General features: G+C 73.0%; 25 protein-coding genes. 17 read left to right on the top strand and 8 right to left on the bottom strand.

Annotated features, from left to right (window positions below):
* Window positions 1-18: 18 nt before the first annotated feature.
* The 5 genes from ACFKCF_RS41435 to ACFKCF_RS41415 all read left to right on the top strand — a co-directional run bounded on the left by ACFKCF_RS41435 (window position 19) and on the right by ACFKCF_RS41415 (window position 7,423).
* Entirely contained in the window at window positions 19-1,428 is a 1,410-nt protein-coding gene (locus tag ACFKCF_RS41435; RefSeq protein WP_394500823.1) for an SWIM zinc finger family protein, read from the top strand.
* Complete coding sequence (locus ACFKCF_RS41430; protein ID WP_394500822.1) at window positions 1,425-2,870, top strand: DUF5691 domain-containing protein; 1,446 nt, start codon at window positions 1,425-1,427, stop codon at window positions 2,868-2,870. Before ACFKCF_RS41435 ends, ACFKCF_RS41430 begins: the two co-directional genes overlap by 4 nt.
* The gene (locus tag ACFKCF_RS41425; protein WP_394500821.1) at window positions 2,867-3,931 is read left to right on the top strand and encodes an AAA family ATPase; all 1,065 of its coding nucleotides are present in this window, start codon (window positions 2,867-2,869) and stop codon (window positions 3,929-3,931) included. The genes ACFKCF_RS41430 and ACFKCF_RS41425 overlap by 4 nt, the downstream gene beginning before the upstream one ends.
* A 67-nt stretch (window positions 3,932-3,998) precedes the next feature.
* Window positions 3,999-6,287, top strand: a complete 2,289-nt coding sequence (locus ACFKCF_RS41420; RefSeq protein WP_394500820.1) for a DUF5682 family protein — start codon at window positions 3,999-4,001, stop codon at window positions 6,285-6,287.
* Window positions 6,284-7,423, top strand: coding sequence for a VWA domain-containing protein (locus ACFKCF_RS41415; RefSeq protein ID WP_394500819.1), 1,140 nt, complete (start codon window positions 6,284-6,286; stop codon window positions 7,421-7,423). Before ACFKCF_RS41420 ends, ACFKCF_RS41415 begins: the two co-directional genes overlap by 4 nt.
* Window positions 7,424-7,462: 39 nt before the next feature.
* Here the strand turns inward: ACFKCF_RS41415 and ACFKCF_RS41410 are convergent, their stop codons facing one another.
* A complete protein-coding gene (locus ACFKCF_RS41410; protein ID WP_394500818.1) occupies window positions 7,463-8,908 on the bottom strand; it encodes an MFS transporter in 1,446 nt (481 codons plus the stop codon).
* Window positions 8,909-9,006: 98 nt separating this feature from the next.
* Here ACFKCF_RS41410 and ACFKCF_RS41405 point away from each other — a divergent pair, with 98 nt between their 5' ends.
* From ACFKCF_RS41405 to ACFKCF_RS41385, 5 genes are all read left to right on the top strand, one after another.
* Entirely contained in the window at window positions 9,007-9,738 is a 732-nt protein-coding gene (locus ACFKCF_RS41405) for a TetR/AcrR family transcriptional regulator C-terminal domain-containing protein (RefSeq protein ID WP_394500817.1), read from the top strand.
* Between the two features lie 73 nt (window positions 9,739-9,811).
* Window positions 9,812-11,185: an MFS transporter gene (locus ACFKCF_RS41400; protein ID WP_394500816.1), complete on the top strand. Its 1,374-nt coding sequence runs from the start codon at window positions 9,812-9,814 to the stop codon at window positions 11,183-11,185.
* Between the two features lie 22 nt (window positions 11,186-11,207).
* Complete coding sequence (locus ACFKCF_RS41395; protein WP_394500815.1) at window positions 11,208-12,212, top strand: enolase C-terminal domain-like protein; 1,005 nt, start codon at window positions 11,208-11,210, stop codon at window positions 12,210-12,212.
* Between the two features lie 75 nt (window positions 12,213-12,287).
* The gene (locus tag ACFKCF_RS41390) at window positions 12,288-13,733 is read left to right on the top strand and encodes a hypothetical protein (RefSeq protein WP_394500814.1); all 1,446 of its coding nucleotides are present in this window, start codon (window positions 12,288-12,290) and stop codon (window positions 13,731-13,733) included.
* Window positions 13,703-14,224: a class I SAM-dependent methyltransferase gene (locus ACFKCF_RS41385; RefSeq protein WP_394500813.1), complete on the top strand. Its 522-nt coding sequence runs from the start codon at window positions 13,703-13,705 to the stop codon at window positions 14,222-14,224. Before ACFKCF_RS41390 ends, ACFKCF_RS41385 begins: the two co-directional genes overlap by 31 nt.
* Here the strand turns inward: ACFKCF_RS41385 and ACFKCF_RS41380 are convergent, their stop codons facing one another.
* Together ACFKCF_RS41380 and ACFKCF_RS41375 are read right to left on the bottom strand one after the other, a co-directional pair.
* Window positions 14,225-14,431: a hypothetical protein gene (locus ACFKCF_RS41380; RefSeq protein WP_394500812.1), complete on the bottom strand. Its 207-nt coding sequence runs from the start codon at window positions 14,429-14,431 to the stop codon at window positions 14,225-14,227.
* Window positions 14,432-14,463: 32 nt separating this feature from the next.
* The gene (locus ACFKCF_RS41375) at window positions 14,464-14,811 is read right to left on the bottom strand and encodes a hypothetical protein (protein ID WP_394500811.1); all 348 of its coding nucleotides are present in this window, start codon (window positions 14,809-14,811) and stop codon (window positions 14,464-14,466) included.
* 115 nt (window positions 14,812-14,926) lie between these two features.
* Between ACFKCF_RS41375 and ACFKCF_RS41370 the strand changes: the two genes are divergently transcribed.
* Together ACFKCF_RS41370 and ACFKCF_RS41365 are read left to right on the top strand one after the other, a co-directional pair.
* On the top strand, window positions 14,927-15,592 hold the full coding sequence (locus tag ACFKCF_RS41370; RefSeq protein WP_394500810.1) for a GntR family transcriptional regulator: 666 nt from the start codon (window positions 14,927-14,929) through the stop codon (window positions 15,590-15,592).
* A 1-nt stretch (window position 15,593) separates the two neighbouring features.
* Window positions 15,594-16,682: a mandelate racemase/muconate lactonizing enzyme family protein gene (locus ACFKCF_RS41365; RefSeq protein ID WP_394500809.1), complete on the top strand. Its 1,089-nt coding sequence runs from the start codon at window positions 15,594-15,596 to the stop codon at window positions 16,680-16,682.
* A gap of 6 nt (window positions 16,683-16,688) precedes the next feature.
* Here the strand turns inward: ACFKCF_RS41365 and ACFKCF_RS41360 are convergent, their stop codons facing one another.
* Together ACFKCF_RS41360 and ACFKCF_RS41355 are read right to left on the bottom strand one after the other, a co-directional pair.
* Complete coding sequence (locus ACFKCF_RS41360) at window positions 16,689-17,168, bottom strand: (2Fe-2S)-binding protein (RefSeq protein WP_394500808.1); 480 nt, start codon at window positions 17,166-17,168, stop codon at window positions 16,689-16,691.
* Window positions 17,165-18,034: an FAD binding domain-containing protein gene (locus ACFKCF_RS41355; protein ID WP_394500807.1), complete on the bottom strand. Its 870-nt coding sequence runs from the start codon at window positions 18,032-18,034 to the stop codon at window positions 17,165-17,167. The genes ACFKCF_RS41360 and ACFKCF_RS41355 overlap by 4 nt, the downstream gene beginning before the upstream one ends.
* Window positions 18,035-18,093: 59 nt before the next feature.
* On the opposite strand from ACFKCF_RS41355, the gene ACFKCF_RS41350 reads away from it, so the two are divergent.
* Window positions 18,094-20,514 carry a xanthine dehydrogenase family protein molybdopterin-binding subunit gene (locus ACFKCF_RS41350; protein ID WP_394500806.1) on the top strand — a complete coding sequence of 807 codons (2,421 nt, stop codon included), beginning with the start codon at window positions 18,094-18,096 and terminating at the stop codon, window positions 20,512-20,514.
* A gap of 130 nt (window positions 20,515-20,644) precedes the next feature.
* Here ACFKCF_RS41350 and ACFKCF_RS41345 read toward each other — a convergent pair whose 3' ends face one another.
* Entirely contained in the window at window positions 20,645-21,016 is a 372-nt protein-coding gene (locus ACFKCF_RS41345; RefSeq protein WP_394500805.1) for a hypothetical protein, read from the bottom strand.
* A 111-nt stretch (window positions 21,017-21,127) separates the two neighbouring features.
* On the opposite strand from ACFKCF_RS41345, the gene ACFKCF_RS41340 reads away from it, so the two are divergent.
* Both ACFKCF_RS41340 and ACFKCF_RS41335 read left to right on the top strand, forming a co-directional pair.
* Window positions 21,128-22,495 carry an alpha/beta fold hydrolase gene (locus ACFKCF_RS41340; RefSeq protein ID WP_394500804.1) on the top strand — a complete coding sequence of 456 codons (1,368 nt, stop codon included), beginning with the start codon at window positions 21,128-21,130 and terminating at the stop codon, window positions 22,493-22,495.
* The gene (locus ACFKCF_RS41335; RefSeq protein WP_394500803.1) at window positions 22,492-23,232 is read left to right on the top strand and encodes a hypothetical protein; all 741 of its coding nucleotides are present in this window, start codon (window positions 22,492-22,494) and stop codon (window positions 23,230-23,232) included. The genes ACFKCF_RS41340 and ACFKCF_RS41335 overlap by 4 nt, the downstream gene beginning before the upstream one ends.
* Here ACFKCF_RS41335 and ACFKCF_RS41330 read toward each other — a convergent pair whose 3' ends face one another.
* Window positions 23,233-23,427: a DUF1737 domain-containing protein gene (locus ACFKCF_RS41330; RefSeq protein WP_394500802.1), complete on the bottom strand. Its 195-nt coding sequence runs from the start codon at window positions 23,425-23,427 to the stop codon at window positions 23,233-23,235.
* Entirely contained in the window at window positions 23,424-23,996 is a 573-nt protein-coding gene (locus ACFKCF_RS41325; protein ID WP_394500801.1) for an RBBP9/YdeN family alpha/beta hydrolase, read from the bottom strand. Before ACFKCF_RS41325 ends, ACFKCF_RS41330 begins: the two co-directional genes overlap by 4 nt.
* A gap of 103 nt (window positions 23,997-24,099) precedes the next feature.
* Between ACFKCF_RS41325 and ACFKCF_RS41320 the strand changes: the two genes are divergently transcribed.
* The gene (locus ACFKCF_RS41320) at window positions 24,100-24,564 is read left to right on the top strand and encodes an Lrp/AsnC family transcriptional regulator (RefSeq protein WP_394500800.1); all 465 of its coding nucleotides are present in this window, start codon (window positions 24,100-24,102) and stop codon (window positions 24,562-24,564) included.
* Between the two features lie 130 nt (window positions 24,565-24,694).
* Window positions 24,695-25,927, top strand: a complete 1,233-nt coding sequence (locus ACFKCF_RS41315; RefSeq protein WP_394500799.1) for a serine hydrolase domain-containing protein — start codon at window positions 24,695-24,697, stop codon at window positions 25,925-25,927.
* Window positions 25,928-25,954 lie beyond the last annotated feature (27 nt).

The raw sequence follows: 25,954 nt of genomic DNA, 5'->3' as shown, positions 1-25,954 counted from the left end.
GTGGCTAGTCTGCGGCAGGTGATCGAACGGTGGAGCCGTGATCAGGTGCTCGCCCTGGCCCCGGACGCGGCGTCGCGCTCTGCCGCGCAGAAGGTGGCGGCGCCCGGGAAATGGTCGGCGTGCGGCGTGACGGGCACGGTCGTGTACGGCGAGTGCGAGGGCAGCGGCGCCAGGCCCTATCTCGCCTGCGTCGATCTGACCGAGCCCGCCTACCGGTGCAGCTGCCCGAGCCGGAAGTTCCCGTGCAAGCACGCGCTGGGGCTGCTGCTCATGTGGGCGGCCGACGGGGTGCCCGCCGAGCAGGGCGCGCCGCAGTGGGTGACCGAGTGGGTGGAGTCGCGGGCCGAGCGGGCCGCCAAGGAAGCGGCCAAGATCGAGGCGGCGCGGGCGAAGAAGGCCGCCGAGGCGTCCTCGGGCGAGAGCGACGGCGGGGCTCCCGGCGCCGGGCGGTCCGGCGGATCGTCGCGGCCGGGCGCGGAGTCCGTCCGCCACGGGCGGGTCGCCGCCGGGCTGAGCGAGCTGGAGCGGTGGCTCGACGACCAGGTGCGGCAGGGGTTGGCGGGGGCCGCCGAGCACGAATGGGAAGGGCTGGCCAAGCGGCTCATCGACGCCCAGGCGCCCGGCGTGGCGGGGGTCGTCTCCAGGCTGGTCCGCGTCCGGGCCGATGACGACTGGCCGGGGCGGCTGCTGGAGGAATACGCGCTGATCCACCTGCTCGCCGTCGCCTACCGGCGTCGGGCGGAGCTGCCCGGGGCGCTGGCCGAGACCGTGCTGAGCCGGGTCGGCTTTCCCGTCGCCAAGGAGGAGGTGCTGGCCGGGCCCGCGGTGCGCGACCAGTGGGACGTGCTGGGCAGGCGGGACGAGGAGCAGGACCGGCTGACCTCCCGGCGGGTCTGGCTGCGGGGGCGCCGAAGCGGGCGGGCGGCTCTGGTGCTGTCGTTCGCGCCGCAGGGGCAGCCGCTGGACGCCTCCCTGGTCACGGGGACGACGATCGAGGCCGATCTCACGTACTACCCGGGCGCCGCCCCCTTGCGGGCGCTGGTCGCCGCCCGGCATGACCCGGGCGCGGACACCGCCGCCCGGTACGGTTCCGTCGCGGGCGGGGTCGCGGGCGGGGTCGCGGGCGGGGTCGCGGGCGGGGTCGGCGGGGGGACGCCGCCCGGGGTGTCGCCGGAGCAGGCGCTCGACGAGGTGGCCGGGGTGCTGGGCGAGGATCCCTGGACCGAGTCGTGGCCGGTCGTGCTGGCCGGGGTGGTCCCGGGGCGCGACTCGATCGGCGGCCTGCCGCTGCATCGCGCGGCCCGCGACCCGTGGCGGCTGATCGCCGTCTCCGGAGGGCGCCCGGTCACCGTGGCCGTCGAATGGACGCCGCGCGGGCTGCGGCCCCTGACCACGTGGGACGACGAAGGAACGGCGGTGGTCCTGTGACCGGCTGGGAGGAGCTGGCCTCGACGGCGCTCGTGGGGACCGATCGCAGGCCGTACCAGGGTGATCTGCTCGATGCCGCCGCCGTGGAGGTGGCGCGAAGAAGGGCCGGACGCAAGACCGGCGCGGCCGGGCAGCGGAAGCGGACGCCCGGCGAGGCCGGGCAGGGGGAGCAGGTGCCCGGTGCGGCCGGACCGCAGGACGCGTCCACCGAAGCGTTCCCGGGAGCCTCCCCTGAAGCCCAGGCCGCTCCTGCCGAGGAGCGGGTGGCCGTGGGCAGGCGGGCGGCGGAGCGGCTGGTGCGGATCATGGGCGGCGAGCACGAGCGGCTGCTGCCCGAATGGCTGGCCGCGGCCGCCGCCACCGGCCGGAGGGTGCCGCCGTACGTGCTGCCCGAGCTCCTGGAGAAAGGACGGCGCGACCGCTCGATCCGGGTGCATCTGGGGGTCCTGGCCGGGCAGCGGGGCCGGTGGCTGGCCGGGCTCAATGACGCCTGGGACTACCTCCTGGAGGAGCCGACCGGGGAGACGTGGGAGCTGGGCGGCGCCGCCGACCGGCGGGCGCACCTGCGCGCGCTCAGGACGGCCGATCCCGGGCAGGCCAGGCGGCTGCTGGAGAGCACGTGGGAGCGCGAGACGCCCGACGACCGGGCCGAGTTCGTGGAGGTGCTGGCCGACGGGCTGAGCATGGACGACGAGCCGTTCCTGGAGAGCGCGCTCGACGACCGGCGCCGGGAGGTGCGCCAGGCGGCCGCCAACCTCCTCACCCGCCTGCCCGGCTCGCGCATGTCCCAGCGCATGGCCGAAAGGGCGCGGGCCTGCGTGACCATCTCCCGGAAGGTCATCGCGGTCGAGGCTCCCCGAGAGTGCGACAAGACCATGGAGCGCGACGGCATCCGTCCCAAGCCGCCCAGGGGCATCGGCGAGCGGGCCTGGTGGCTGCAGCAGATCCTCGCCCGCGCCCCGCTGTCGATCTGGGGCCACCCGCCCGCGACGCTGCTCAAGATGAAGATCCCCGACTGGGACGCCGAGGTGAAGGCCGCCTGGGTGCGCGCCGCCGTGCTGCAGAAGGACCCGGAGTGGGCGCGGGCGATGTTCGGCTGGGACCCGATCGCCGACCTCCTGGAGTCCCTGCCGCCCGACGAGCAGCAGGAACTCGCCGCAGATTTCGTGAAAAAGCATGATTTGGACAGTCAGTTGATCATGGTGTTGGGCGGGGTGTCGTCCCACTGGCGCGAGGGCCTGGCCACGGCCGTCCTCCGCAAGATCGTGAAGGTGGCCACCAGGCAGCCGTGGAATCTCGGCGAGCTGGTCAAGCTGGCCGGCGAGCGCATCGACCCGGCCCTGTTCCCGCTGGCGCTGAGCTACTCGCCCGTGGAGTCCGTCCAGCAGGTGGCCGCCCTGCTGCGTTTCCGTGCCGACATGTACAAGGAGCTTCACCCATGACTGTTCTGCGTCCGCACGCGGAAGACCAGTACGCCGAGGAGCTGGCCCTCCTGGCCAAGGACGACGACCGGACGAGGCCGCCCGGCTGGAAGCTCTCCCCGTGGGCCGTGACCACGTACATCCTGGGCGACGGAGACCGCGTCACCCCCAAATACGTGGGCGCGCGCCGCATCGTCGAGGTCGCCGTCGCGACGCTGGCCACCGACCGCGCGCTGCTGCTGCTCGGCGTGCCCGGCACCGCGAAGACCTGGCTGTCCGAACACCTGGCCGCCGCGATCAGCGGCGACTCCACGCTGCTCGTGCAGGGCACCGCGGGCACCGCCGAGGAGGCCATCCGCTACGGCTGGAACTACGCCAGGCTGCTGGCCGAGGGCCCCTCGATCGAGGCGCTGACCCCCTCGCCCGTGATGCGCGCGATGGCCGAGGGCCGGGTCGCCCGCGTCGAGGAGCTCACCCGCATGCCGTCCGACGTGCAGGACGCCCTGATCACCGTGCTGTCGGAGAAGACGCTGCCGATCCCCGAGCTCAACCGCGAGGTCCAGGCCGAACGCGGCTTCAACGTGATCGCCACGGCCAACGACCGCGACCGGGGCGTCAACGAGCTGTCCAGCGCCCTGCGCCGCCGGTTCAACACGGTCGTGCTGCCGGTCCCGGCCACCGCCGAGGAGGAGGTGGACATCGTCGCGCGCCGCGTCATCCAGCTCGGCCGCGCCCTGGAGCTGCCGGAGACGACGACCGGGCTGGCCGAGATCCGGCGGGTGGTGACGGTGTTCCGCGAGTTGCGCACGGGCGTCACCGAGGACGGGCGCACCAAGGTCAAGTCTCCCAGCGGCACCCTGTCCACGGCCGAGGCCATCTCGGTGCTCACCAGCGGCATCGCCCTCGCGGCCCACTTCGGCGACGGCGTGCTGCGGCCCTCCGACGTGGCGGCCGGGATCGTGGGCGCCGTGGTCCAGGAGCCGGTCTCCGACCGGGTGGCGTGGCGCGAATACCTCGAGACGGTGGTGCGCGAGCGCTCCGACTGGCGCGACTTCTACCGCGCCTGCCGAGAGGTGTCATGAGCGAGCGCAGCCAGCGACCCATCGGACGCAGCCACGAAGTGCTCATGCGGCCGGCTAAGGAGGACGCATGAGCACCCTGCCGGTCGCCGGCGCCGGGGGCGGGCCGATCGTCTCGGTGCTCGGCGTGCGCCACCACGGGCCGGGCTCCGCGCGGGCCGTGCGGCAGGAGCTCGAGCGCCTGCGCCCCGACGCCATCCTCATCGAGGGCCCGCCCGAGGCCGACCCGCTCGTCGCGCTCGCACCCGACCTGGAGCCGCCCGTCGCGCTGCTGGCCCACGTGCCGGGGGCGCCCGCGCGGGCCGCGTTCTGGCCGTTCGCCGCGTTCTCGCCCGAATGGCAGGCCATCCTGTACGGCACCGCGGCCGGCGTCCCGGTGCGCTTCTGCGACCTCCCGGCGGCCCATTCGCTGGCCGACGACGAAAACCGGGACGAGACCGACGACGAAAGCCGGGGCGGGACCGAGGGCGAAGACGGGAGCCAGATCGAGGGCGAAGACCGGGGTGAGACCCCCGGCCTGCGGGCCGACCCCATCGGCACGCTCGCCGCGGCGGCCGGATACGACGACCCCGAACGCTGGTGGGAGGACGTCGTCGAGCACCGCGGCGACACGCCTTTCGAGGTGATCGCCGAGGCCATGGCCGCCGTACGCGAGGGCTACGAGCCGGACGAGCGGGAGGCCAGGCGCGAGGCGTACATGCGCAGGACCCTCCGCGCGGCCCTCAAGGAGGGCTACGGGCGGATCGCGGTGATCTGCGGGGCCTGGCACGTCCCCGCGCTGACCGGCCCGCTCCCGCCCGCCGCCAAGGACAACGCCGTACTGCGCGGGCTGCCCAAGGTGAAGGCCGAGCTGACGTGGGTGCCGTGGACGTACGGGCGGCTGGCCTCGTGGAGCGGCTACGGCGCGGGGATCACCTCGCCCGGCTGGTACCACCACCTGTTCGGCGCGCCCGACCGGCCCGTGGAGCGGTGGCTGGCCGAGGCCGCCGCGGTGCTGCGCGACGAGGGGCTGGCCGTGTCGTCCGCGCACGTCATCGAGTCCGTACGCCTCGCGCACAGCCTGGCCGCCCTGCGCGGCAGGCCCCTGGCCGGGCTCGGCGAGGTCACCGAGGCGGCCAGGGCCGTGCTGTGCGAGGGCGACGACCTGGCCGTCGAGCTGATCCAGCGGCGCATGGTCGTCGGCGACCGGCTCGGCCAGGTCACCGACGGCACCCCGATGGTGCCGCTCCAGCGCGACCTGCGCGACCAGCAGCGGCGGCTGCGGCTGCGGCCGGAGGCGCTCGACCGCGAGATCGACCTCGACCTGCGCAAGCCGCTCGACCTCGACCGCAGCCACCTGCTCCACCGGCTCGGCCTGCTCGGCGTCGACTGGGGCACACCGGGTGAGTCGCGCGGGAAGGGCACGTTCAGGGAGACGTGGACGCTGCGGTGGCGGCCCGAGCACGACCTGGCGCTCATCGAGCAGGCCGCCCTGGGCACCACCGTGGCCGGGGCGGCGGCGCGGCGGGCCGGAGACCTGGCCGCGACGGACCGGACGGCCCTGGCGGACCTGACGTCGCTGGTCGAGCAGTGCCTGCTGGCCGACCTGCCGCAGGCGCTGCCCGAGGTGCTGGCGGCGCTGTCGGCCAGGGCGGCGCTGGACACCGACGTGACGCACCTGATGGCGGCGCTGCCCGCGATGGTGCGCGCCCACCGTTACGGCGACGTGCGCGGCACCTCGGTCGAAGGGCTGGCGGCGATCGTCCGTTCGATGCTGGAGCGGATCTGCGTGGGGCTGCCGGTCGCGGTGACGGGGCTGGACGACGACGCGGCGGCCGGCCTGCTCAAACACGTGGACGCCGTGCACGCGGCCGTCGCGCTCCTCGAGACGGACGGCACGGGCGGGGAGGTGGCGCCGCGCAGCCGGTGGCTGGTCACCCTGCGGGGCGTCAGCGACCGGCAGGACCTGCACGGGCTCATCGAGGGGCGGCTCACCAGGATCCTGCTGGACGCGGGGGAGCTCGACGACGCGGGCGACCGCATGGCCAGGGCCATGTCCAGGGGGCAGGTCCCGGCCAGGGCGGCGGCGTGGGTCGAGGGGTTCCTGGCGGGCGGCGGGCTGCTGCTGGTGCACGATCCGCGGCTGCTGAGCCTGGTGGACGGCTGGCTCACGGGGCTGTCCGGCGAGCAGTTCACCGACGTGCTGCCGCTGCTGCGCCGTACGTTCGGCGGGTTCGCCGCGCCCGAGCGCAGGGCGATCGGGGAGCGCGTCCGCTCGGCGGGGAGCGGCGCGCGGGAAGGGACACAGGACGTGGACGAGGGCCGCGCGGCGGCGGCCGTCGCGACCGTGCTCGCGATCCTCGGAAAGGAGGACGGATGACCGACGACGACCGCCTGCGCAGGTGGCGGCTGGTGCTGGGCGGCGGCGACGCCGACGGCACCGGGCTCGGGCTGGAGGGCATGGACGCGCGGATGGACGCCGCGCTGTCGGCCGTCTACGACCAGGGCGGCAGGGAGGGCGGCCTCGGCGCGTCCGCGCCCCGCGTGGCGCGCTGGCTCGGCGACATCCGCACCTACTTCCCCTCCACGGTCGTCCAGGTCATGCAGAAGGACGCCATCGAGAAGCTCAACCTCACCAGGCTCCTCCTGGAGCCCGAGATGCTGGAGGCGGTCGAGCCGGACGTGCACCTGGTCGGCACGCTGCTCGCGCTCAACCGCGTCATGCCCGACCAGGCCCGCGAGTCGGCCAGGGCCGTGGTGCGCAGGGTCGTGGACGAGCTCGAACGCAGGCTGGCCCAGAAGACCAGGGCCGCCGTGACCGGCGCGCTCGACCGTTCGGCCAGGACGAACCGCCCCAAGCGGGTGGCCGACATCGACTGGGACCGGACGATCAGGGCCAATCTCAAGAACTACCTGCCGGAGAAGAACACCGTCGTCCCCTCGCGGCTCGTCGGCTACGCCCGCCGACAGCGGTCGGTGCAGCGCGAGGTGGTGCTCTGCATCGACCAGAGCGGATCGATGGCGTCCTCGGTGGTCTATTCGAGCGTGTTCGGCGCGGTGCTGGCGTCGATGCGGTCGCTCAAGACGTCGCTGGTGGTGTTCGACACGGCGGTGGTGGACCTCACCGACCAGCTGCACGACCCGGTGGAGCTGCTGTTCGGCACCCAGCTCGGGGGCGGCACCGACATCAACCGGGCCATCGCCTACTCCCAGGGCCTGATCACGCGGCCCACCGATTCGATCTTCATCCTGATCAGCGATCTCTACGAGGGCGGCGTCAGGGAGGAGATGCTGCGCCGGGTGGCCGCGATGACGCAGGCCGGCGTCCAGGTGATCGTGCTGCTGGCGCTCTCCGACGAGGGCGCGCCGTTCTACGACCACGAGAACGCCGCCGCGCTGGCCGCGATGGGCGTGCCCGCCTTCGCGTGCACGCCCGACGCCTTCCCCGACCTGATGGCGGCCGCGATCGAGCGACGCGACATCGCGCAGTGGGCCGAGCGGCACCTCGCGGTGTGAGTCATGCGGCCGGTTCACCGTGCGCCCCGCCCCGGGGCGTCAGTGGCCGGCCTCGCCCGGCCTGGCCTTGCGCGGCAGCAGGTAGGACAGGGCGAACGTCAGGACCAGCAGCCCGACCTCGACCCACACGGTGACCTGCATCGTCGAGCCGAAGCTCCACTGGCGAGCCAGCAGGTTGAAGAAGAGCGTCCCCAGCACGGCGGTGCCGAGCGCGCCGCCGAGCTGCTGGATCGCGGTCAGGGTGCCGGAGGCCGAGCCCGACTCGTGCGGCTCGACGCCGGCGAGGACGATGTCGAAGAACGGCGCCATGGTCAGGCCCATCCCGATGCCGACGAAGGCGAGGCTGGGAGCGAGCTGCCAGCCGCTGACGTCGACCCCGGCCAGGTGGATGGTCAGGGCGAGCGCGGCCGCGCCCACGGCCATGACGACGGTGCCGATCTGCAGCAGGCCGCGGCCCAGCTTCTCCTGCAGGCCGGACATCGCCAGCCCGAAGCCGACGACGCCGCCGAGGGCCTGCGGCAGCCCGGTGAGACCGGCCTCGAGCGGGGTGAAGCCGAGGCCGAGCTGGGTGTAGAGGTTGAAGACGAGGCCGAGGCCCATCATGCCGGAGAAGAAGGCAAGGCCGGCGACCAGGCCGCCGGTGAAGGCGCGCTTGCGGAAGAGCCCGGGCGTGACCAGCGGGTCCCTGCCGGACCTGGCGCGGCGCGACTCGTACTGGCCGAAGATCGCGAACACCACGATCGAGGCCGCCATCGACACGAACGTCCACACGGGCCAGCCCAGCTCGCGGCCCTGGATGAGCGGGTAGATCAGCAGGAACGAGGCCAGGGAGACGAGGGTGACGCCGACGAGGTCGAGCCTGGTGGCGTTCGAGAGGCGGTACTCAGGCAGGAAACGCAGGCCGGCCAGCGCGGCGGCCAGGCCGAGCGGCAGGTTGATCAGGAAGATCATGCGCCAGCCCGTGCCGAAGAAGTCGGCGTCGACCAGCCACCCGGCCAGCACGGGACCGCCCACGGACGAGATCGTCATGACCGGGCCGAACATGCCGAAGGCCTTGCCCAGGTCCTGAGGCGGGAACATCTCCTTGATCAGCCCCAGGCCCTGCGGGAGCATGACGGCCCCGAACAGGCCCTGCAGCACCCGGCTCGCGATCAGCATCTCCGGGCTCATCGCCACGCCGCACAGCAGTGAGGCGGCGGTGAAGCCCAGCGCGCCGATCACGAACATGCGCTTCCTGCCGAACAGGTCGCCGAGGCGCCCTCCGGTGATCAGGCCGACGGCCATGGCCAGGGTGTATCCGGCGCCGAGCCACTGCACGATGCTGTCGCTGCCGCCCAGCTCCTTCTGGATCGTGGGGGCGGCGATCGTGGTGACGAGCGCGTCGAGCAGATCCATGACCTCGGCGGCCAGGATCACGAACAGTGCGATCCAGCGCCAGCGGTAGGGCTGGGTCTCGGTCGTCGCCGCTGAGGCGGTGACTGTCATGGGGGGCTCCTTAAGAAACGGTGTTCTATGAACGAACGGTGTTCGCTACGAACACCGTTTTAGTGGCGAACACCGTTCGTGTCAAGTACAGTGTTCGTATGGCAACCGAGGACGTTCCGCTCCCCCCGTGGCGTAAGTCGCGCAAGCCGGCCCAGCTGAGGCGGCAGCTCAGCCAGGACCTGATCGTCGAGGCCGGCCTGCGGATCCTCGACGCCGAAGGGCTCGACGCGCTGAGCATGAGACGCGTGGCCCAGGAGTTCGACACGGGGCCCGCCTCCCTCTACGCGCACGTGGCCAACAAGGACGAGCTGCTGGAGCTGATCTACGACCGGGTGCTCGGCGAGATCCGGCTGCCCGAGCGCGATCCGAGCCGCTGGAAGGACCAGCTGCGGGCATACGTGGTCGAGGTGCACCGGGTGCTGGGCAAGCACATCGACCTGGCCCGGGTGGCGCTGGCCAACATCCCCTCGGGGGAGAACTCGGTCCGCATGGGCGAGTTCGTCTTCGGCCTGCTGATCGAGGCCGGCATGTCGCCGCGGGATGCGTCCCTGTCGATGGACCGGATCTCCCTGTACGTCGTCGGCGACGCGTACGAGGGCTCCGTGCACTTCGCCAGGATGCGCGCGGCCGGCCTGACCGACGCGCGGGACTACTTCGAGTCCTTCGTCGGGCAGATCGCCGGCTACTACCGGGCGCTGCCGGCGGCGCGGTTCCCGCACATCACCAAGTTCGTGGACGACCTGATCGCCGACGACGGCGAGCAGCGCTTCCACTACGGCCTCGAGCTGCTCCTCGACGGCATCGAGGCCCGCATGCCCCGCACGCCCTAGGCCCAATTGCCGAGGGCCGCCTAGGACCCCCGCCGGAGGTGCTGACGTGGGGGTTCGCCATAGCTTGCCCCGTATGACGATGACAGTTGAGAGATCCGCGGCGGGCGTGGTGTCGCCGCAGTACCGGGCGCTCAGCATCGGGCTGGTCGCGCTGGTCATGCTGGTGGCCTTCGAGGCGATGGCGGTGGCCACGGCGATGCCCGTGGTGGCCCGCGAGCTGGGCGGGATGCACCTGTACAACCTGGCCTTCAGCGCCACGCTGGCGGCCAGCGTGATCGCGACGGTCGTGGGCGGGCGGTGGAGCGACATGCGCGGCCCGCTGCAGCCGATCGCGGTCGGCGTGGCGGGCTTCGTGGCCGGGCTGCTGCTGGCCGGGTTCGCGCCGAACATGGAGGTGTTCGTCGCGGGCCGGTTCGTGCAGGGCCTCGGGGCGGGATTGATCCAGGTGTCACTGTACGTGCTGGTCGCCCGGGTCTACCCGGGAAGCATGCATCCCAAGGTGTTCGCCCTGTTCTCGGCGGCCTGGGTGGTGCCGTCCATGGTCGGCCCGGCCATCGCCGGGTTCGTGGCCCAGAACATCGACTGGCGGTGGATCTTCATCGGCGTTTCCTTGATCGTCGTCCCGTCGGCGCTGCTGCTCTGGCGCGGCACCGCGGGGCGTGAGGTGGGCGACGGCATCGCCGAGCCCGCCCCCGGCCTCGGCCGCAAGCTCGTCTGGGCCACGCTGACCGCCGTGGCCGCCGCCCTGATCCAGTACGGCAGCGCGCTCGAGCTCGCGGGCCTGCCCCTGCTCCTCGCGGGGATCGTCCTGCTGGCCGTGGCCCTGCCCAGGCTGCTGCTGCGCGGCTCGCTCAGGGCCGCCCCCGGCCTGCCGACCGCGCCCGTGCTGCGCGGCCTGGCCTTCGGCTCGCTGACAGCCTCCCAGGTGCTGATCCCGCTCATGCTGATCAACGAGCGCGGCCTGACCGCCACCGGCGCGGGCCTCGTGCTCACCGTCGGCGCCCTCGGCTGGTCCACCGGCTCCTGGATCAAGGGCCGGGGCACGATCAGCCACCTGGCCGCCATTCGCGGCGGCGCCGCCATGATCACCATCGGCATCGTGCTGGTGACGCTCGTGCTCATCGACTCCCTGCCGCTCGCGCTCGCCTTCGTGGCCATGGCGATCGCCGGGCTCGGCATCGGCGCGCTGCACCCGACGGTGTCCGTACTGGTGCTGGAGATGTCCAAGGAGGGCGAGGAGGGCCAGAACACCGCGGCCGTCGGCGTGGGCGAGTCGGTCTTCACCGTGGTGGCCGTCGCGATCAGCGGCGCCCTGTTCACCGCCACCGCCGAGAACTACGCGATCGGCCTGTCCTTCACCGCCGCGCTCGCGGCCGTGGCCTTTCTGCTGGCCCCGCGTTTTGTCCAGTCCCGCACAGCAGGCACTATGGAGGGAGCCGCGTCATAAACGCGTCATAAAAGGGGGATACATGCCGCGAGTGCGGGAGCTTGAGGTCTTCCGGCTTGTCCTGCCGTTCGGCAAGAAGTCGGAGACCCTGCTCGTGAAACTCACCGACCACGGCGGCATGACCGGCTGGGGCGAGTCCATCGCCCCCCAGCCGAAGACGTGGTCGAGGCTGGAGGAGTCGCTGGGCGCCCTGCTGATCGGCGTCGACTGGGAGCACCCCGACACGGTGCCGAGCGGCGACCCGGCGGTCGACATGGCCTGCTGGGACCTGTGGACCAGGATGCGCGGGGTGCCGCTCGCCGAGGCGATCGGCGGCACCCGCACCTCGCTCATGGCCACCGTCCGGCTGGCCCCCGATCCGTCCGTGGAGAGCCTCGTGTCCCGGGTCAACCAGCAGGTCTGCGCCGGGTACGGCCACGTCACGCTGGACATCAGGCCCGGCTGGGACGTCGAGCCCGTGCGGGCGGTGCGCCAGGCGTACCCCGCGCTGACCCTGGCCGTCGACTGCGGCACCGCCTACACCGACCTCGGCCAGCTCGTCGCCCTCGACTCCTACGGGCTGGAGGTCATCGAGCGGCCCTTCGCCGTCGGCGACGTCCACGCGCACGCCTCGCTCCAGGACCAGGTGTCCGCCTCGGTCGCGGTCGAGGTCGCCTCCACCGCCCGGTTGGACGACTACCTGACCTTGCGGGCCGCCAGGGTCCTGCTGCTGCGGCCGAACGCGTTCCCCTCGCTGACGGAGGCGCGCCGGGCGCACGACCGGGCCGCGGCGGCGGGCCTGGACATCCAGTGCGCGGGCGGCCAGGGCGCGGGGCTGGCCAGGGCGGCGACGGTGGCGGTCGCGAGCCTGCCGGGCTGCACGCTGCCGTGCGACGTGACGCAGCCGCCGCGCCAGAACCAGATCGTCACGCCGATCGTGGGCGCCAACGCCGGCGTCATCGCCGTCCCCCTCACGCAGTCGGGGCTGGGCCACGACATCGACGAGACGCGGGTGCGAAGGCTGGCCAAGGACTCCTTCCACGCGTAAGGCTTCCTGCCCGATCATTAGGCCGTGCGACTGACGCGGTGGCGGGTGTTATGGATCCTGCTGACAAAGAATTTCTTGTCATGCTTCCTTCCTGAATGGGCGAAACTCCTCATCGGCCTGGCGGCGATCCTCGGCGTCGGCGTCGCGGGCACCCTCCTCAGCGCGGCTTTGGGAGGCATCGAGGGAGTGCTCGTCGTGAGCCTCGGTCTCGGGGCCTGCGCGGTCGCCTTCGCCGCGGACCGATGGCCTCGGCGGTTCCGGTGGCGCTGTCCCGCGCTGCCGCTGGATGACCAGCCGCGGCTGCGCGAGCTGGTCGCGGACGCGGCGCGGCTCGCGGGCTTCGACGCCGTGCCCAAGGTACGCGTGTCCGCCTGGGCCGAGGTGCGGGCGGGTCGGACCAAGCGAGGCAAGCCGATCCTGCTGGTGGGCCTGCCGTTGTTGCTGGCGGCGGACGAGGCGGAGCTGCACACGCTCATGGTCGGGGAGCTGCTCGCCGCCAGGCGGTGGCGCTGGCACGAGCGCTGGGCCGTCCACCTGTTCGTGGCACACCATCCGGACTGGTCCTGGCTGGGCGAGGCGACCGCGTCGCTGCGGGAGGCGCTCTGGGCCGAGACCCGCTCCATCGTCGGGAGCGAGCGCTTCGTCGCCGGTATGCGGGCCGAGCGGCTGCTGGGAGGTGCCTTCGGCTGGCACGCGGCCCGTTACGTCGCGCCGTTCTCCGGCAGCGGCGGCGCCGCGGACGTCTACGAGAGCTTCCTGTGGAAGGTCCAGAGGGACGGGCTGCTGGCCCGCGCCCGGCCCGCGCCCGCTCTTCCCGGCATGGCCGAGGCGATCGACTGGGACGCTGCTCAGCCGATCGGCGACGGGGTGGCGCTCATGCCGGTGCCTTCGGGCGTGATGGTGACGGTGCCCCCCAAGCTGGCCATCAGGCTCGGGAAAGTCGTCTCGCACAAGCTGAGCGGCTGGGGCGGGTTCGCGCTGGGCGTGAGGCCGTACCGGATGGCGGACCTCCCCGTGGAGGCCTGGGTGCGGGTCGGTAAGCACCAGCGTGAGGTCGTGCTTGAGGCGGCGGCCAAGTTGCTCGGCCGGCAGGCCACTGACCTGGACGTCGTCGAGCTCGTGGTCGCCGGGCGTGCGAATGAGCTTGAATGGTGGCACAAGGAGCAGCCCTGCCCGCATCCCACGCCCGGCGTCTGCGCGCTGCTCCCGCTGTTCGACGTGGCGCTGCGGCGCAGGGGATACGTGCACGAGCACGTCTTCGCCCAGCGTGGGCTGGTCGGCCCCCTCGGGGACCGGGCCGACCTGGTGGAGCTGGCCGCCAAGGCGGAGCGGGGCGAGCCGTACGGGATCCTGCTGGGAGGGCTGATGACGGGACGAGATCCGGACGCCGACGCGACCAGGCTGGCCGCCGAGTCGCTCGCTCACGGCGACCCGACCGGCTGGTTCGAGCGGCTCTATGCCGAGTCGGCCAGTGGCGACGCGATCGTGCCGTGGGACTCGCGGTCCCGCACTTCCTGCTGACGGAGTGGGCCCGTCCCGGCGTCGGGCGGGCGCTGGTCGTGGGCGCGGGGCTGGGCGACGACGCCGAGCACCTGGCGGGCCTCGGCTACGAGACGGTGGCGTTCGACGTGAGCGAGTCGGCCGTCCGGCTGGCCCGGGAGCGCTTTCCCGGAAGCGAGGTGCGCTACCAGGTCGCCGACCTGCTGGCGCCGCCCCCGGAGTGGCGGCACGCGTTCGACCTGGTGGTCGAGATCATGACCGTGCAGGCGCTGCCGGAGCCCCTGCACGGCCGGGCCGTCGCCGCGATCGCGGAGTTCGTCCGGCCCGGCGGCACGCTGCTGGTGATCGCGTCGGGCCGGGAGGAGGGCGGGCCGGCGTTCGCGCCGCCGTGGCCGCTGACTCCGTCGGAAATCGGGGCCTTCGCGACCGGCGGGCTGGAGAGCGGGAAGGTCGAGGACCTGCGCGACGGCGAGCACCATCGCTGGCGGGCGACCTTCCACCGGCCCGCGTGATCAGACGTGCAGATTGAGACTGCCCAGGGAGTCGCCCAGCATGTCGCTCACCTGCGAGACGTAGCCGTTCGTCAGGACGAGGGAGTTGATGAGGCGCTGGCTGATGGTGGGGAACTCCGAGGTCAGGCCCGCGGGGCTCAGGACGACGGCCGGGGCGAGAGCGGTGAGCAGGGCGGCGGTGGCGAGCAGGTGAGCGCGTCGGCGCATGCGGACCTCCTGAATGATGGTACGAACACCGCTCAGGAGATCACGGCAGGTCGGGGCAGGGCCGCGCCGCCACATGAGCAAGAACGGATCTTTACGGTTCTGCCCGGCGCGGGAGGCCGATGGGCTCGACCCGCTTGAGGATCACCGCGTAGGTGAAGGCGCCCAGCAGGAGCCCCGCACGAGATCACCATGAGGGGCACGGCGAAGGACGACGTCTTGTCCACCAGGTAGCCGACCATGATGGGGCTGATGATGCCCGCGAAGTTCGAGGCGAAGTTCTGGATGCCGCCGATCGAGGCCACGTACCGGTCGGCCGGGGCGACGTCGGCGGGCAGCGCGCGCAACCGGCCGCGGACGGTGGTTCGGAGGGTTGTGGCCATCGCGGTCCTCAGTAATATTTCCTATTGGATATTTCGCAATGGTGCATACGCCCCCCGATGCCCGTCAAGACCCGCCGGAGCGTGAAGGTTGGCCAGTGAGATCGAAAAGCGCCTGATGGGCCGCGTGCCGGCCGCCCGGCGGAGCGTTCTCACCGAGGACGTCCACGAGCGCGTCAAGGGCCTGATCATGAACGGCGACCTGGAGCCCGGCGCCCGCGTCAACATCTACGCCATCGCCAGGTTGCTCGAGGTCTCCCAGACGCCGGTGCGCGAGGTGCTGTCCGCGCTGGAGTCCGAGGGCCTGCTGACCAAGGAGGCGCTGCGCGGCTACTCCGTGGCGTCCCTGCTCACGCCCGGCCAGATCGCCGACCTCTACCAGCTCAGGCTGCTCCTGGAGCCGTGGGCGGCCGGGCGCGCGGCCGAGCTGGTGACGGCCGAGGCGGGGGAGCGCGTGCGGGCCGAGCTGGCCAGCGTCCCGAAGGCGCCCCAGGGCACCCGGTACGAGGACTACCACGGCCTGGCCGACCACGACGCCCGCTTCCACGACCTGATCGCCGAGCTCTCGGGCAGCGAGGCGTTGCGGGACTCGCTCCGGCGTACCCACTGCCACCTGCACCTGTTCCGCATCGAGTACGCGGGCCGGCGCGACGGCGACCCCACGCTGGCCGAGCACGCCCGCATCGCCGAGGCCGTCGTGGCGGGCAGTCCAGAGACCGCCTCCGAGGCCATGCGGGCCCACCTCGCCGCCGCCCGCGACCGTTTCCTCCAGATGGGACCCTGACATGACGAAGATCGTGCGTGCCGACGCGTACCTGGTAGACCTCCCCGTGGAGACCGTCAGGACGGATGCCGTGCAGGCGTTCGTCAAGCAGGAGACGATCTTCGTCGAGCTGCTCGCGGACGACGGGCTGGCCGGGACCGGCTACTCCTACACGATCGGCACGGGCGGCCGCGCCGTGCTGTCCATGCTCCGCGACCACCTGCTGCCCCTGCTGGAGGGCCGTGACGCCCGCGACGTGGAGGCGCTGTGGCGCGAGCTGTTCGCCACCACGCGCGCCACCACGGTCGGCGCGATCACCTCGCTGGCCCTGGCGGCCGTCGACACGGCGCTGTGGGACCTGCGCTGCCTGCGCGCGGGCGAACCGCTGTGGCGGCTGGCGGGCGGGTTCAGGCGGGCCGTGCCGGTGTACGACACCGAGGGCGGCTGGCTGCACCTGCCCGTCGACGACCTCGTACGCGGGGCGCTGGCGGCCCAGGAGGCCGGGCTCGGCGGCGTCAAACTCAAGATAGGCAAGCCCCGGATCGAGGAGGACGCGGAGCGCGTCGCCGCCGTCCGGGCCGCCGCCGGCCCCGGGCTGGACATCATGGTGGACGCCAACCAGTCCATGACCTACGCCGAGGCCAGGCGGCGGGCGCACGCGCTGGAGCCGTACCAGGTGTACTTCTTCGAGGAGCCGCTGCCGGCGGACGACGTGCAGGGGCACCGGGAGCTGGCCCGCTCGACCTCGATCCCGGTGGCGGTGGGCGAGTCGATGTACTCGGTGGGGCAGTTCCGCGACTACCTGGCGCGCGGGGCGGCCTCGGTGGTGCAGGCGGACGTGGCCAGGGTGGGCGGGATCACGCCGTGGCTGAAGGTGGCGCACCTGGCGGAGGCGTTCAACGTGCCGGTGTGCCCGCACTTCCTGATGGAGCTGCACGTCAGCCTGGTGGCCGCGGTGCCGGCGGGGGCGTACGTGGAGCACATCCCGCAGCTGCGCGCAATCACGCGGTCCGAGCTGCCGATCGAGGACGGCCACGCGATCGCCCCCGACGTGCCCGGCCTGGGCATCGACTGGGACCGGGACGCGATGGACGACCTCAGGGTCCTCTGAACCACCTCAGCCGCCGTTCGTGCGCATGCGTTCGGCCGCGCGGGCGGCGGCCCGGCGGATGCCCGCGTACCCCGTGCAACGGCACAGGTTGGAGGCCAGCACCGCGTCGAGCCGGCGCTCGTCCCGGTCCAGCTCCGGCTCCTCGGCCAGCGCGCCGGCGAGCAGCATGAGGAAGCCGGGGGTGCAGAAGCCGCACTGCAGCGCGTGCTCGGCCGCGAACGCCTCCTGCAGCGGGTGCAGCTCGTCGCCGTCGGCCAGCCCTTCGACGGTGCGGATGTCGGCGCCCTCCGCCTGGACGGCCAGGGCCAGGCAGGAGCGGATGGCCGTGCCGTCCACCAGTACGGTGCACGAGCCGCACACCCCGTGCTCGCACCCCAAGGTGGTCCCGGTGAGGCCCAGCCGGTCGCGCAGCGCGTCGGCCAGGCTGGTGCGCGGCTCCACGTCGATCTGGTGGGTCCGGCCGTTGACGGTGAGCCGCACGTTCATGAGGTCCCCGCGTGGTGGGCGGCACGGGCGAGGCAGCGCCGTACCAGCGTGGACAGCGCGTGCCTGAGGTAGTCGGCCGGCGCGTGCGGCTCGCCGGGCGGGTCCGCCTCGGCGGCGGCCCGCGCGCCGGCCGCCGCGAACAGCTCCGGCTGTGGCCGCTCGCCCGTCAGCAGGCGCTCGGCCCCGACGGCGCGGAGGGGTACGTCCGCCGCGTTCGCGAGCCCGATGCGCACCCACTCGACGCGGCCGGCGGCCAGCCGCAGCATCACCAGGGCGGCGGCCAGGGCGAAGCCGCTGTGTGTGCGGCGGTGCTCGGCGAAGGCCGAGACGGTCCGGGCCGGGGGGCGCGGCAGCCGGACGCCGGTGACCAGCTCCTCCGGCAGGCAGGCGGTCTCGAACGCGCCGCGGAACCATGAGCCGGCGGGCACCGTACGCGGGCCCGCGGGGCCGTCCACCTCGATCCCGGCGTCCAGGGCCATGGCCAGCGCGCACCACTCCGACGCTGGATGCGCCCAGGCGAGGCTGCCCGCGAAGGTGCCGCGGGCGCGGATGGGCGGGTGGCCGACGTACGGCGCCACCTGGCGGAACACCTCGGCCAGCGGGTCGTCGAACCCGGCCCGCTCCAGCTGGGCATGCCTGACCAGCGCGCCGACGTGGACGGAGCCGTCCTCGACCGTGACCTTCGAGAGTCCGGGGATGCGGTTGACGTCCACCACCAGCGCCGGGCGGGTGGTCCGGTAGCGCAGCTCGATGAGCAGGCTCTGGCCGCCGGCCAGCACGCGGCTCTCCGGCCCGCGCTCGGCCAGCACGGCCACCGCCTCGGGTACGGAGGCAGGCGCGACGTAGTCGAATTGTGCCGGTTTCATGTCCCCCATCCCGGGAATCCGATATCGACGTTGGTACCGAAAGCGGGGGTGTCCAAACATTGCGGTACATCGGGATGCCGCTCGCGCGGCGTGAGGATCGCGACCTGCTCACCGGGCGGGCGCGCCGGGTCGCCGATCTGGAGATCCCGGGCACGCTGGAGCTCGCGTTCGCCCGCAGCCCGGTGCCGCACGCGGTGGTGCGCGGGGTCGACGTCGCCGCCGCGCTCAAGGAGGAGGGGGTGGCGGGCGCGTGGTCGGCCGCCGACCTGCCGTACCTCGCCGCCCGTACGGTGCCCGGCGAGGAGGGCACGCCGCCGTGGCCGCTGCTCGCCACCGGCCGCGTCCGCTACCCGGGCGAGGCGCTCGCCGTGGTCGCGGGCGGCACGCGCGCCCACGCCGAGGACGGCGCCGAGGCCGTCCGCCTGAACCTCGAACCGCTGCCCTTCACCCGCATCGACCAGCCGCGCACGTCCGGTGCCCCTTCGACACCGGGGACGCCTCCCACGCCCGGGGACTCCTGGACGGCGGGGACGCCTCCTACGGCCGGGGACTCCTGGACGGCGGGGACGCCTCGCCTGTTCGGCGACCCTTTGGCGGCGCAAGCGCCCCGCCTGTTCGACGACCGCGACAACCTGGCCGCCGCACGTACCTTCGGCCGCCCGGCCGACGACGTGTTCGCCACCGCCCCGGTCGTCGTCGAGGCCGCCTACCGCGAGCAACTGCTGCTCCCCACGTCCCTGGAGCCACGGGCGATCCTGGTGGACCCGGGACGCGACCACCGCCTCACCGTGTGGGTCTCCCACCAGGCCCAGCACCGGCTGCGCGACGCTCTCGCCACGGCGCTCGGCCTCGACAGGGAGCGGATCCGGGTGATCGTCCCGGCCACCGGCGGGGCGTTCGGCGCCAAGAGCCAGACCTACCCGGAGTATCTGGTCGCCGCCCTGCTCGCCGTCCACCTCGGCCGCCCGGTGCGCTGGTGCGAGGACCGCGCCGAGGCCATGCTGGCGGGCCCGCGCGGCCGCGGCCAGCATCAGCGGGTACGGCTGGCGGCCGACGAGGACGGCACCATCCTCGCGTACGAACTGCTGGTCGACGCCGACATCGGCGCCTACCCGCACCTCGGCGCCTTCGTCCCCATGATGACCGGCGCGATGAGCACCGGCGCCTATCGCACGCCCCGGGTGCACACGCGCGTCAGGTGCGTGCTCACCAACACCGCCCCGACGACCTCCTACCGCGGCGCCGGCCGCCCCGAGGCCGCCTACGCCCTCGAACGCACCGTGGACCGGCTCGCCCGCCGGCTCGGCCTGGACCCGGCCGAGCTGCGCCGCCGCAACTTCATCCGTCCCGACCAGTACCCCTACCTGACGCCGACCGGCCGCACCTACGACTCAGGCGACTACGCCGCCGCCCTCGACCGGGCCCTGGCCGCGGTCGGCTACGACGAGATCCGCGCCGAGCAGGCCCGCCGCCGCGAGGACGGCGGAGCGCCGCTCGGGGTGGGGATCGCCACGTACGTCGAGCGCTCGGGAGGCCCGCCGGACAGCGACGAGTTCGGGAGCGTGGAGGCGTGCCCGGACGGGACGTTCATCGCCCGTGTCGGATCGACATCCACCGGTCAGGGCCACTTCACCGCGTTCGCCCAGGTGGTGGCCTCGGTCCTGGACGTGGAGGTCGACCGGGTCCGCGTCGTCGAGGGCGACACCGGCGAGGTGCCCTACGGCTTCGCCACCTTCGGCAGCCGCTCCATGCAGGTGGGCGGCGCGGCCCTGTGGCGCGCCGCCGAAGCCCTCGTCGCCGCCGCCCGCCGCCGCTGCGCCGAACTCCTGGGGGTGGGGGAGGAGGACGTCTCGTACACCGCGGGCCGTCTGGTGGTGGGCGGCGCCTCCCACCCCGGCCTCCAGGGCGACGCCGAGACGGGGCCGCTCGACGTCGAGGTCGGCCCTCTCCCGGGGCTGCCCGTCGGCGAACTGGTCGCCCGCACCGGTCCCCTGCGCGCCGACGAGATCGTCGCCCCGCCCCAGGCCTTCCCGTACGGCGCCCACGTCGCCGTGGTGGAGGTGGACCCGGACCTGGGCACCGTCCACGTACGCCAGTTGGTGGCCGTGGACGACTATGGGGTGGTCGTCAACCCCATGATCGTCGCCGGCCAGGGCCACGGCTCCATCGCCCAGGGCCTCGGCCAGGCCCTCTACGAGCAGGCGGTCATCGGCGGGAACGGCCTGCCCCACGCCTCGACCCTCCTGGACTACCTCCTGCCCACCGCCGCCGACATGCCCCCGGTCACCCTCCTGGGGACCGCGACTCCCAACCCCAACACCCCCTTGGGCGCCAAGGGCGCGGGGGAGGCCGGCTGCATCGGCATCCCCCCGGCCATCGTCAACGCCGTCTGCGACGCCCTCGACATCGACCACATCGACATGCCCCTGACCCCCGCAGCGGTCTGGGAAGCCACCACCGGGGCGCGCCGGCGCGGCTAGGTCGCGGTCAGCGCCGATTCGATGCCGGGGACGCGCTCGTGCAGCCAGTCCCCGCCGCACTCGTACTCCCACACGAGCGCCAGCAGCAGGTAGAGCGGCCGGTGGTCCGCCAGGTGCGACGGCGCGTCGGTCAGGATCCCGGCGTCGGCGACAGGGCCGAGCCGATCCGCCAGCCCGGCGACCTGTCCGGCCCAGGTCTTCTCACCCGCGCATGGTGGCGCGCGGACGCCTCCTTGAAGAAGGCCGCCCCCTCCACGGGGAGAGAGTGCACGGCACGCGGCAGTCGTCCCACCGCGGACGCCGCCTTGGGCGTCGCGACCCCCGGCTCACCGGGGACGAGTCGCGTCACCAGGTAGGGGATCTGCGCGTCCGGCGCCCCGGCGATGACCTCGGGGACCCTAACGCCCCTCTCCGACATGGACCGCAGGGCCCACAGCTCCACCTCGACCTCGCGCGCGGCGGCGGCCTTGAAGACAGCACGCGCACCGGACGCCAAGGTCACCTCACCGACTCCACGTACGCCGCGCAGGGACTTAGAGTCAACTTTGGTGAACAGCCATCGATGACTTTCGCGGGCAGACCCCGGCCGCCCGCGGCTCCTAACGTTCTGCGCATGCTCAAGACCCTCATGGCGCTCGCCGTTCTCACGACGCCGGTCAGCGCCGCGACGCCGCAGCCGGCCCTGCAGTGGAGCTCCTGCCCTGTCGCGGACGCACCGGAGCTCCAGTGTGCGGACCTGCCCGTCGCCCTGTCGCCCAAGAGCGACCGCAAGATCACCCTGAAGGTGGCCCGCCTGCCCGCCACCGGCGCCAAGAAGGGGTCCGTGCTGGTCAACTTCGGCGGCCCGCAGGGGTACCAGATCGCCTCGCTGGGCTCACGCACCAAGATCTTCGACAGGATCCGCACGTCGATGGACGTCGTGACCTGGGACCCGCGCGGCTATCCCGGGCTCAGCGGCGCGGCGCTCCAGTGCGACTGGGGCTTCGTGCGCACCCCGGCGTTCCCTGCCGACCAGGCCGGGTTCGACCGGCTCGCCGCGGCGAACAAGGCCAGGGGCGACAAGTGCCGTACCACCGACCCCGAGCTCTTCGACCACATGGACGCGGCCTCCGACGCCCGCGACGCCGACGCCGTCCGCGAAGCGCTCGGCGAGGACAAGATGAACTTCCTCGGCCTGTCGTACGGCGGAACGATCGCGCAGTCCTACGCCCGGCTGTTCCCGCAGCGCGTGCGCACGATGTACGTCGACGGCACCGGCAACCACAGCCCGCGCGACTGGGGCCGGGAGCTCGGCTCCATCGCCCGCGACAACGAGCGGCTCATGGGCCGGTTCCTCGCCTGGGCGCCCGCCGGGACGGAGAAGCGCTGGCGGGCGCTGATCGCCAAGGCGGACCGCGAGCCGATCCCCGCCCCCAAGGCCGAAGCCCGCTACGACGGCACGCAGTTGCGGTCGCTCGCGTTCCTCAAGCTCCGGCCCGGCCCCACCCGATGGGGCGACCTGGTGGCGGCCATCACGGCGGCCGAGGCCGGCGACGCGTCGGCCTTCGCGCTGTCGAGCCGCCAGCCCTACCCGGGCCTGCCCGGCGGCGGCGTCAAGGAATGCCTGGACTTCCCCCGCCCGGCCACCCAGCGGGACGTCGCACGGACGGTCAAGCGGCTGCGCGCCATCGCGCCCAACCTCGGCGCCGCCTTCCCCCTCGCCTGGCACCTGCCGCTCACCTGCGCCGGCTGGCCGACCCGTGCGACCAACCCGCCCGCGCCGATGCCCCGTACGCTGCCGCCGCTCCTCGGCGCGGGCACCTGGCAGGACTACGCGTCCACCCGCCGAGTGGTCGAGCAGATCCCCGGCAGCCGCATGATCGAACACGACGGTCCCGGCCACAACCTCTTCGGCGCGATGGCCAACCCCTGCGTCATCGACCACGTCAGCAGGTACGTCACCGAGCGCCGGCTGCCGCCCCGGGGGACCACGTGCCCGTGAGGCGACGAAAAGGGAAGCGCTGGTGGATCGCGGGCGCCGTCATCGGGGTCCTCACTGCCGCCGTGGTGGTGACGGCGATCGCCTTCCCGTCCGTCGCGGCCACCGTCTGTCCCGGCTGTTACGGCCTGGAGCGGCTGCGCCCCGGCGTGTACGCCGAACCCGGCCTCCCGCAGGATCGGCGCCGGCGGGTCAGCGAGGTCGTCGAGCAGGCGAACAAGCGGGTGAGTGACTTCTTCGGAGGACGGAAGAGCTCTCCGGATCTCCTCGTGTGCCTGTCCGACGACTGCTACCGCAGGATCGGCGGCGGCGGCGAACGCGGCATCGCCGTGCTCAACCGGTCGGTGATGCTGTCCCCGCGCGGCGTCGATCCCGTGATCGCCTCGCACGAGCTGACCCACGTCGAACTTCACGCGCGTCTCAACGGTGCCGAAGTCCCGCAGTGGTTCGACGAGGGCCTCGCCGTCCTGGTCAGCGACGACCCCCGCTACCTCGCGCCGGCCGGCGACCGGTGCCTGCTCGACTCCCGTCAGCCACTGCCGGTCACGCTGGGGGAGTGGCTGCGGGCGGCGTCGGCGGATCCCCGGCTGTACGCCAAGGCCGCCTGCCAGGTGAGCCGCTGGGCAGGGACGAACGGCGGGAAAGAGGGCCTACGAACCCTCGTCGAACGGCTGTCGGCAGGACAGCCCTTCCCGGACATCCTTCCTATGCCGGCCGCCGGGCGATCGCCATCACCGTGATCAAGGCCGCGTGGCAGGCGAGTCCCTCCGCAGGAGCGCCTGGCCCACGATGACGCGTTCACCGTCGAACGTCAGCGACGGCGAGCCGTGCAGCTCGTAGCCGAGATCGAGCATCTCGCTCACCCTCCGGCAGAAGGCGGCGTCGTCGGGGCCGGTGAGAACGCGGTATCTCGGGAGCTCTTCGACGTGGGTCATGCGCGATCCTCGAGCTGGGTGGCCAGGTGGCGACGCGTGCCGGCCGTGAAGGCTGTCAGCAGCGCGTGCCCGGAATCCCATCGGCCCAGCCGGCTGGCGGAGTTGATGTGGCCCGCCAGGCCGACGCTGACATGGTGGAGTCCCCAGTCAGCGGCCAGCCGCAGCGCGACCTCCGCGGAGCAGTAGGGGTCGTCGTCACTGGAAACGACCAGGCCGGGCACGTGAAGAGGGGTCGCGTCCACGGTGGTGAAGGTGGGCGCCTCGGCGGGGAAGTTCGGTCCGGCGTTGTCCGGCGGGGCCACCAGGAGCACCCCGCGGATGTCCGGCTGATGCCGGGCGACCCAGCAGGCGGCGGCAAGACAGCCCAGGCTGTGCGCGACGAGCACCACATCGGCCGACAGGTGCTCGTCAACGGCCCGATCGATCGCCCGGCACCAGTCGTCCAGCTCCGGTTCGTCCCAGGAGGAGGGGGAGATCCGTGAGGCGGAGGCTCCCCACTCCGCCTGCCAGACGGTCTGCCAATGGTCCTCGTCGGAGCCGTTGATCCCAGGGATGATGACATAGCGCATCGCTTGTTGTTCCTTCGTCGTTCGCGGCTTCTGTCCGCGTCCAGGGCGTCAGTATGTGCGAACGATCGAGTAGAGTCGCCTACCGCTGATGGATGGAAGGTCGATGACGGGCGAGACGACGGTTTCATTGGATTCGGTCGACCATGCGATCTTGGGCATCCTGCAGGCCGAGGGGCGGCTCGGTGTCACGGAGATCGGCCGACGGGTCAACCTCTCGCAGCCGGCCGTGTCGGCGCGCATCAAGCGCCTGGAACAGTCGGGCGTCATCACCGGCTACCGCGCCGTGGTCGACCCCGCGCGCCTCGGCCTGAGCATCCACGCGGTGGTCCGGCTGCGCACCACCCATGCCCGCATCTCCGCCTGCCTCGACCATTTCGCGCGGTTGCCCGAGGTCACCGACGTCCGTCGGCTCACCGGCGAGGATTGCTTCCTGGTCGACGTGCACGCCTCCAGCGCCGGGCGCCTGGAGACCGTCGTCGACAGCATCGCCCGCTTCGGGCCCGTCACGACGTCGCTGGTGCTGCGGACCTACGAAACCAAGGCGATCACCCCGCCCCGCCCCGCCTGAGGTCAGCCTGGAGAGTACGGGGGATGCGACTGCGGTCGCACGTGGAGATCGTCACGAGTGGGGACGAGGACGGCTGCCGGCGTAGCCAGGATGGAGATCGTTTCCACGACCTCCACCGAAGGAAAGAAGCATGCCGCCAGTGAAAGGCGCCCGCATGGCGGTCGCCGCGCTCGCCGTCGCCGGCCTGTCGTCACCCCTTCCGGCCGTCGCGCAGGCGCAGCGCCAAGAGCCCACCGCAGCACGGCCGGCCCAGGAGTCCGCCGAGCCACGGCGGGCGCGGCACGAAGAGCCTGCCGGAATGCGGCAGGCGCTCGATGCCACCGTGGCCGCCGGCGCCCCCGGCGTGCTGGCCCGGATCGACGACGACCGCGGCACCTGGATCGGCACCAGCGGGACCGCCGACCTCGACACCCGCGAGCCGATGCCGCGCGAGGCGCGGTTCCGCGTCGCCAGCGTGACCAAGAGCATGGTCGCCACGGTCGTCCTGCAACTGGTCCAGGAGGGCAGGCTGAGCCTGGACGAGCCGATCGGCAAGCGGCTGCCCGGCTGGATCGACGGCGGCGACCGGATCACCGTGCGCGAGCTGCTGAACCACACCGGCGGCCTGGCCACCTACGACCGCGCCCCCGAGTTCGCCGACCCCGAGCAGTACGGCAGGCGTACCTACACCCCCCGGCAGCTCGTCGACGAGGCCGAGCGGCTGCCCAGGCCCGAGCAGGGGCGCTTCGCCTACTCCAACACCGGCTACATCCTGCTCGGGCTCCTCGTGGAGAAGGTGACGGGCCATGAGCTGAGCGCCGAGCTCGACCGCAGGATCTTCCGTCCGGCCGGGATGACGCGCTCCTACCTGCCCACCACCTGGGACGGCATCCGCGGCCCGCACGCCACCGGCTACCACCTGCCCACGGGCGCCGACCCCGGCCTGCCGGGCTCGCTGCGGCCCATCACCCGGCTGAACCCGTCCTTCGCCTGGGCCGCGTACGGAGAGGTCTCCGACGCCCGCGACCTGAACCGCTTCTACCAGGCGCTCTTCGGCGGCCGGCTCGTCGGCCGGCAGCTGCTGACGCAGATGCGCACCGGCGTCACCACGCCACAAGCCCCGATCTTCCCCCGGTACGGGCTCGGGCTGGAGTCGGTGGGACTCACCTGCGGCGAGACGTGGGGCGCGACGGGCTCGATCCCCGGCTACCAGACCTTCAGTTTCGCCGACGCCACGGGCGGACGCCGGATGACGCTGTCGGTCAACGTGCAGCGCAACGACCGGGCGGTCGCGCAGCTGTTGCTGTCCGCCGTGGACGCGCTCAACCGCTACTTCTGCGGCGAGCCGTACCGGCTGCCGGGCGGGACGGCGAAGTCGCGATAACCTCGATCAGGGCCGCGACCTCGCCCG

The organism is Nonomuraea sp. JJY05 (assembly GCF_043496855.1).
GTDB lineage: Bacteria > Actinomycetota > Actinomycetes > Streptosporangiales > Streptosporangiaceae > Nonomuraea.
The sequence above is the reverse complement of the archived record's forward strand: the minus strand, read 5'-3'. Positions and strand labels throughout refer to the sequence as shown.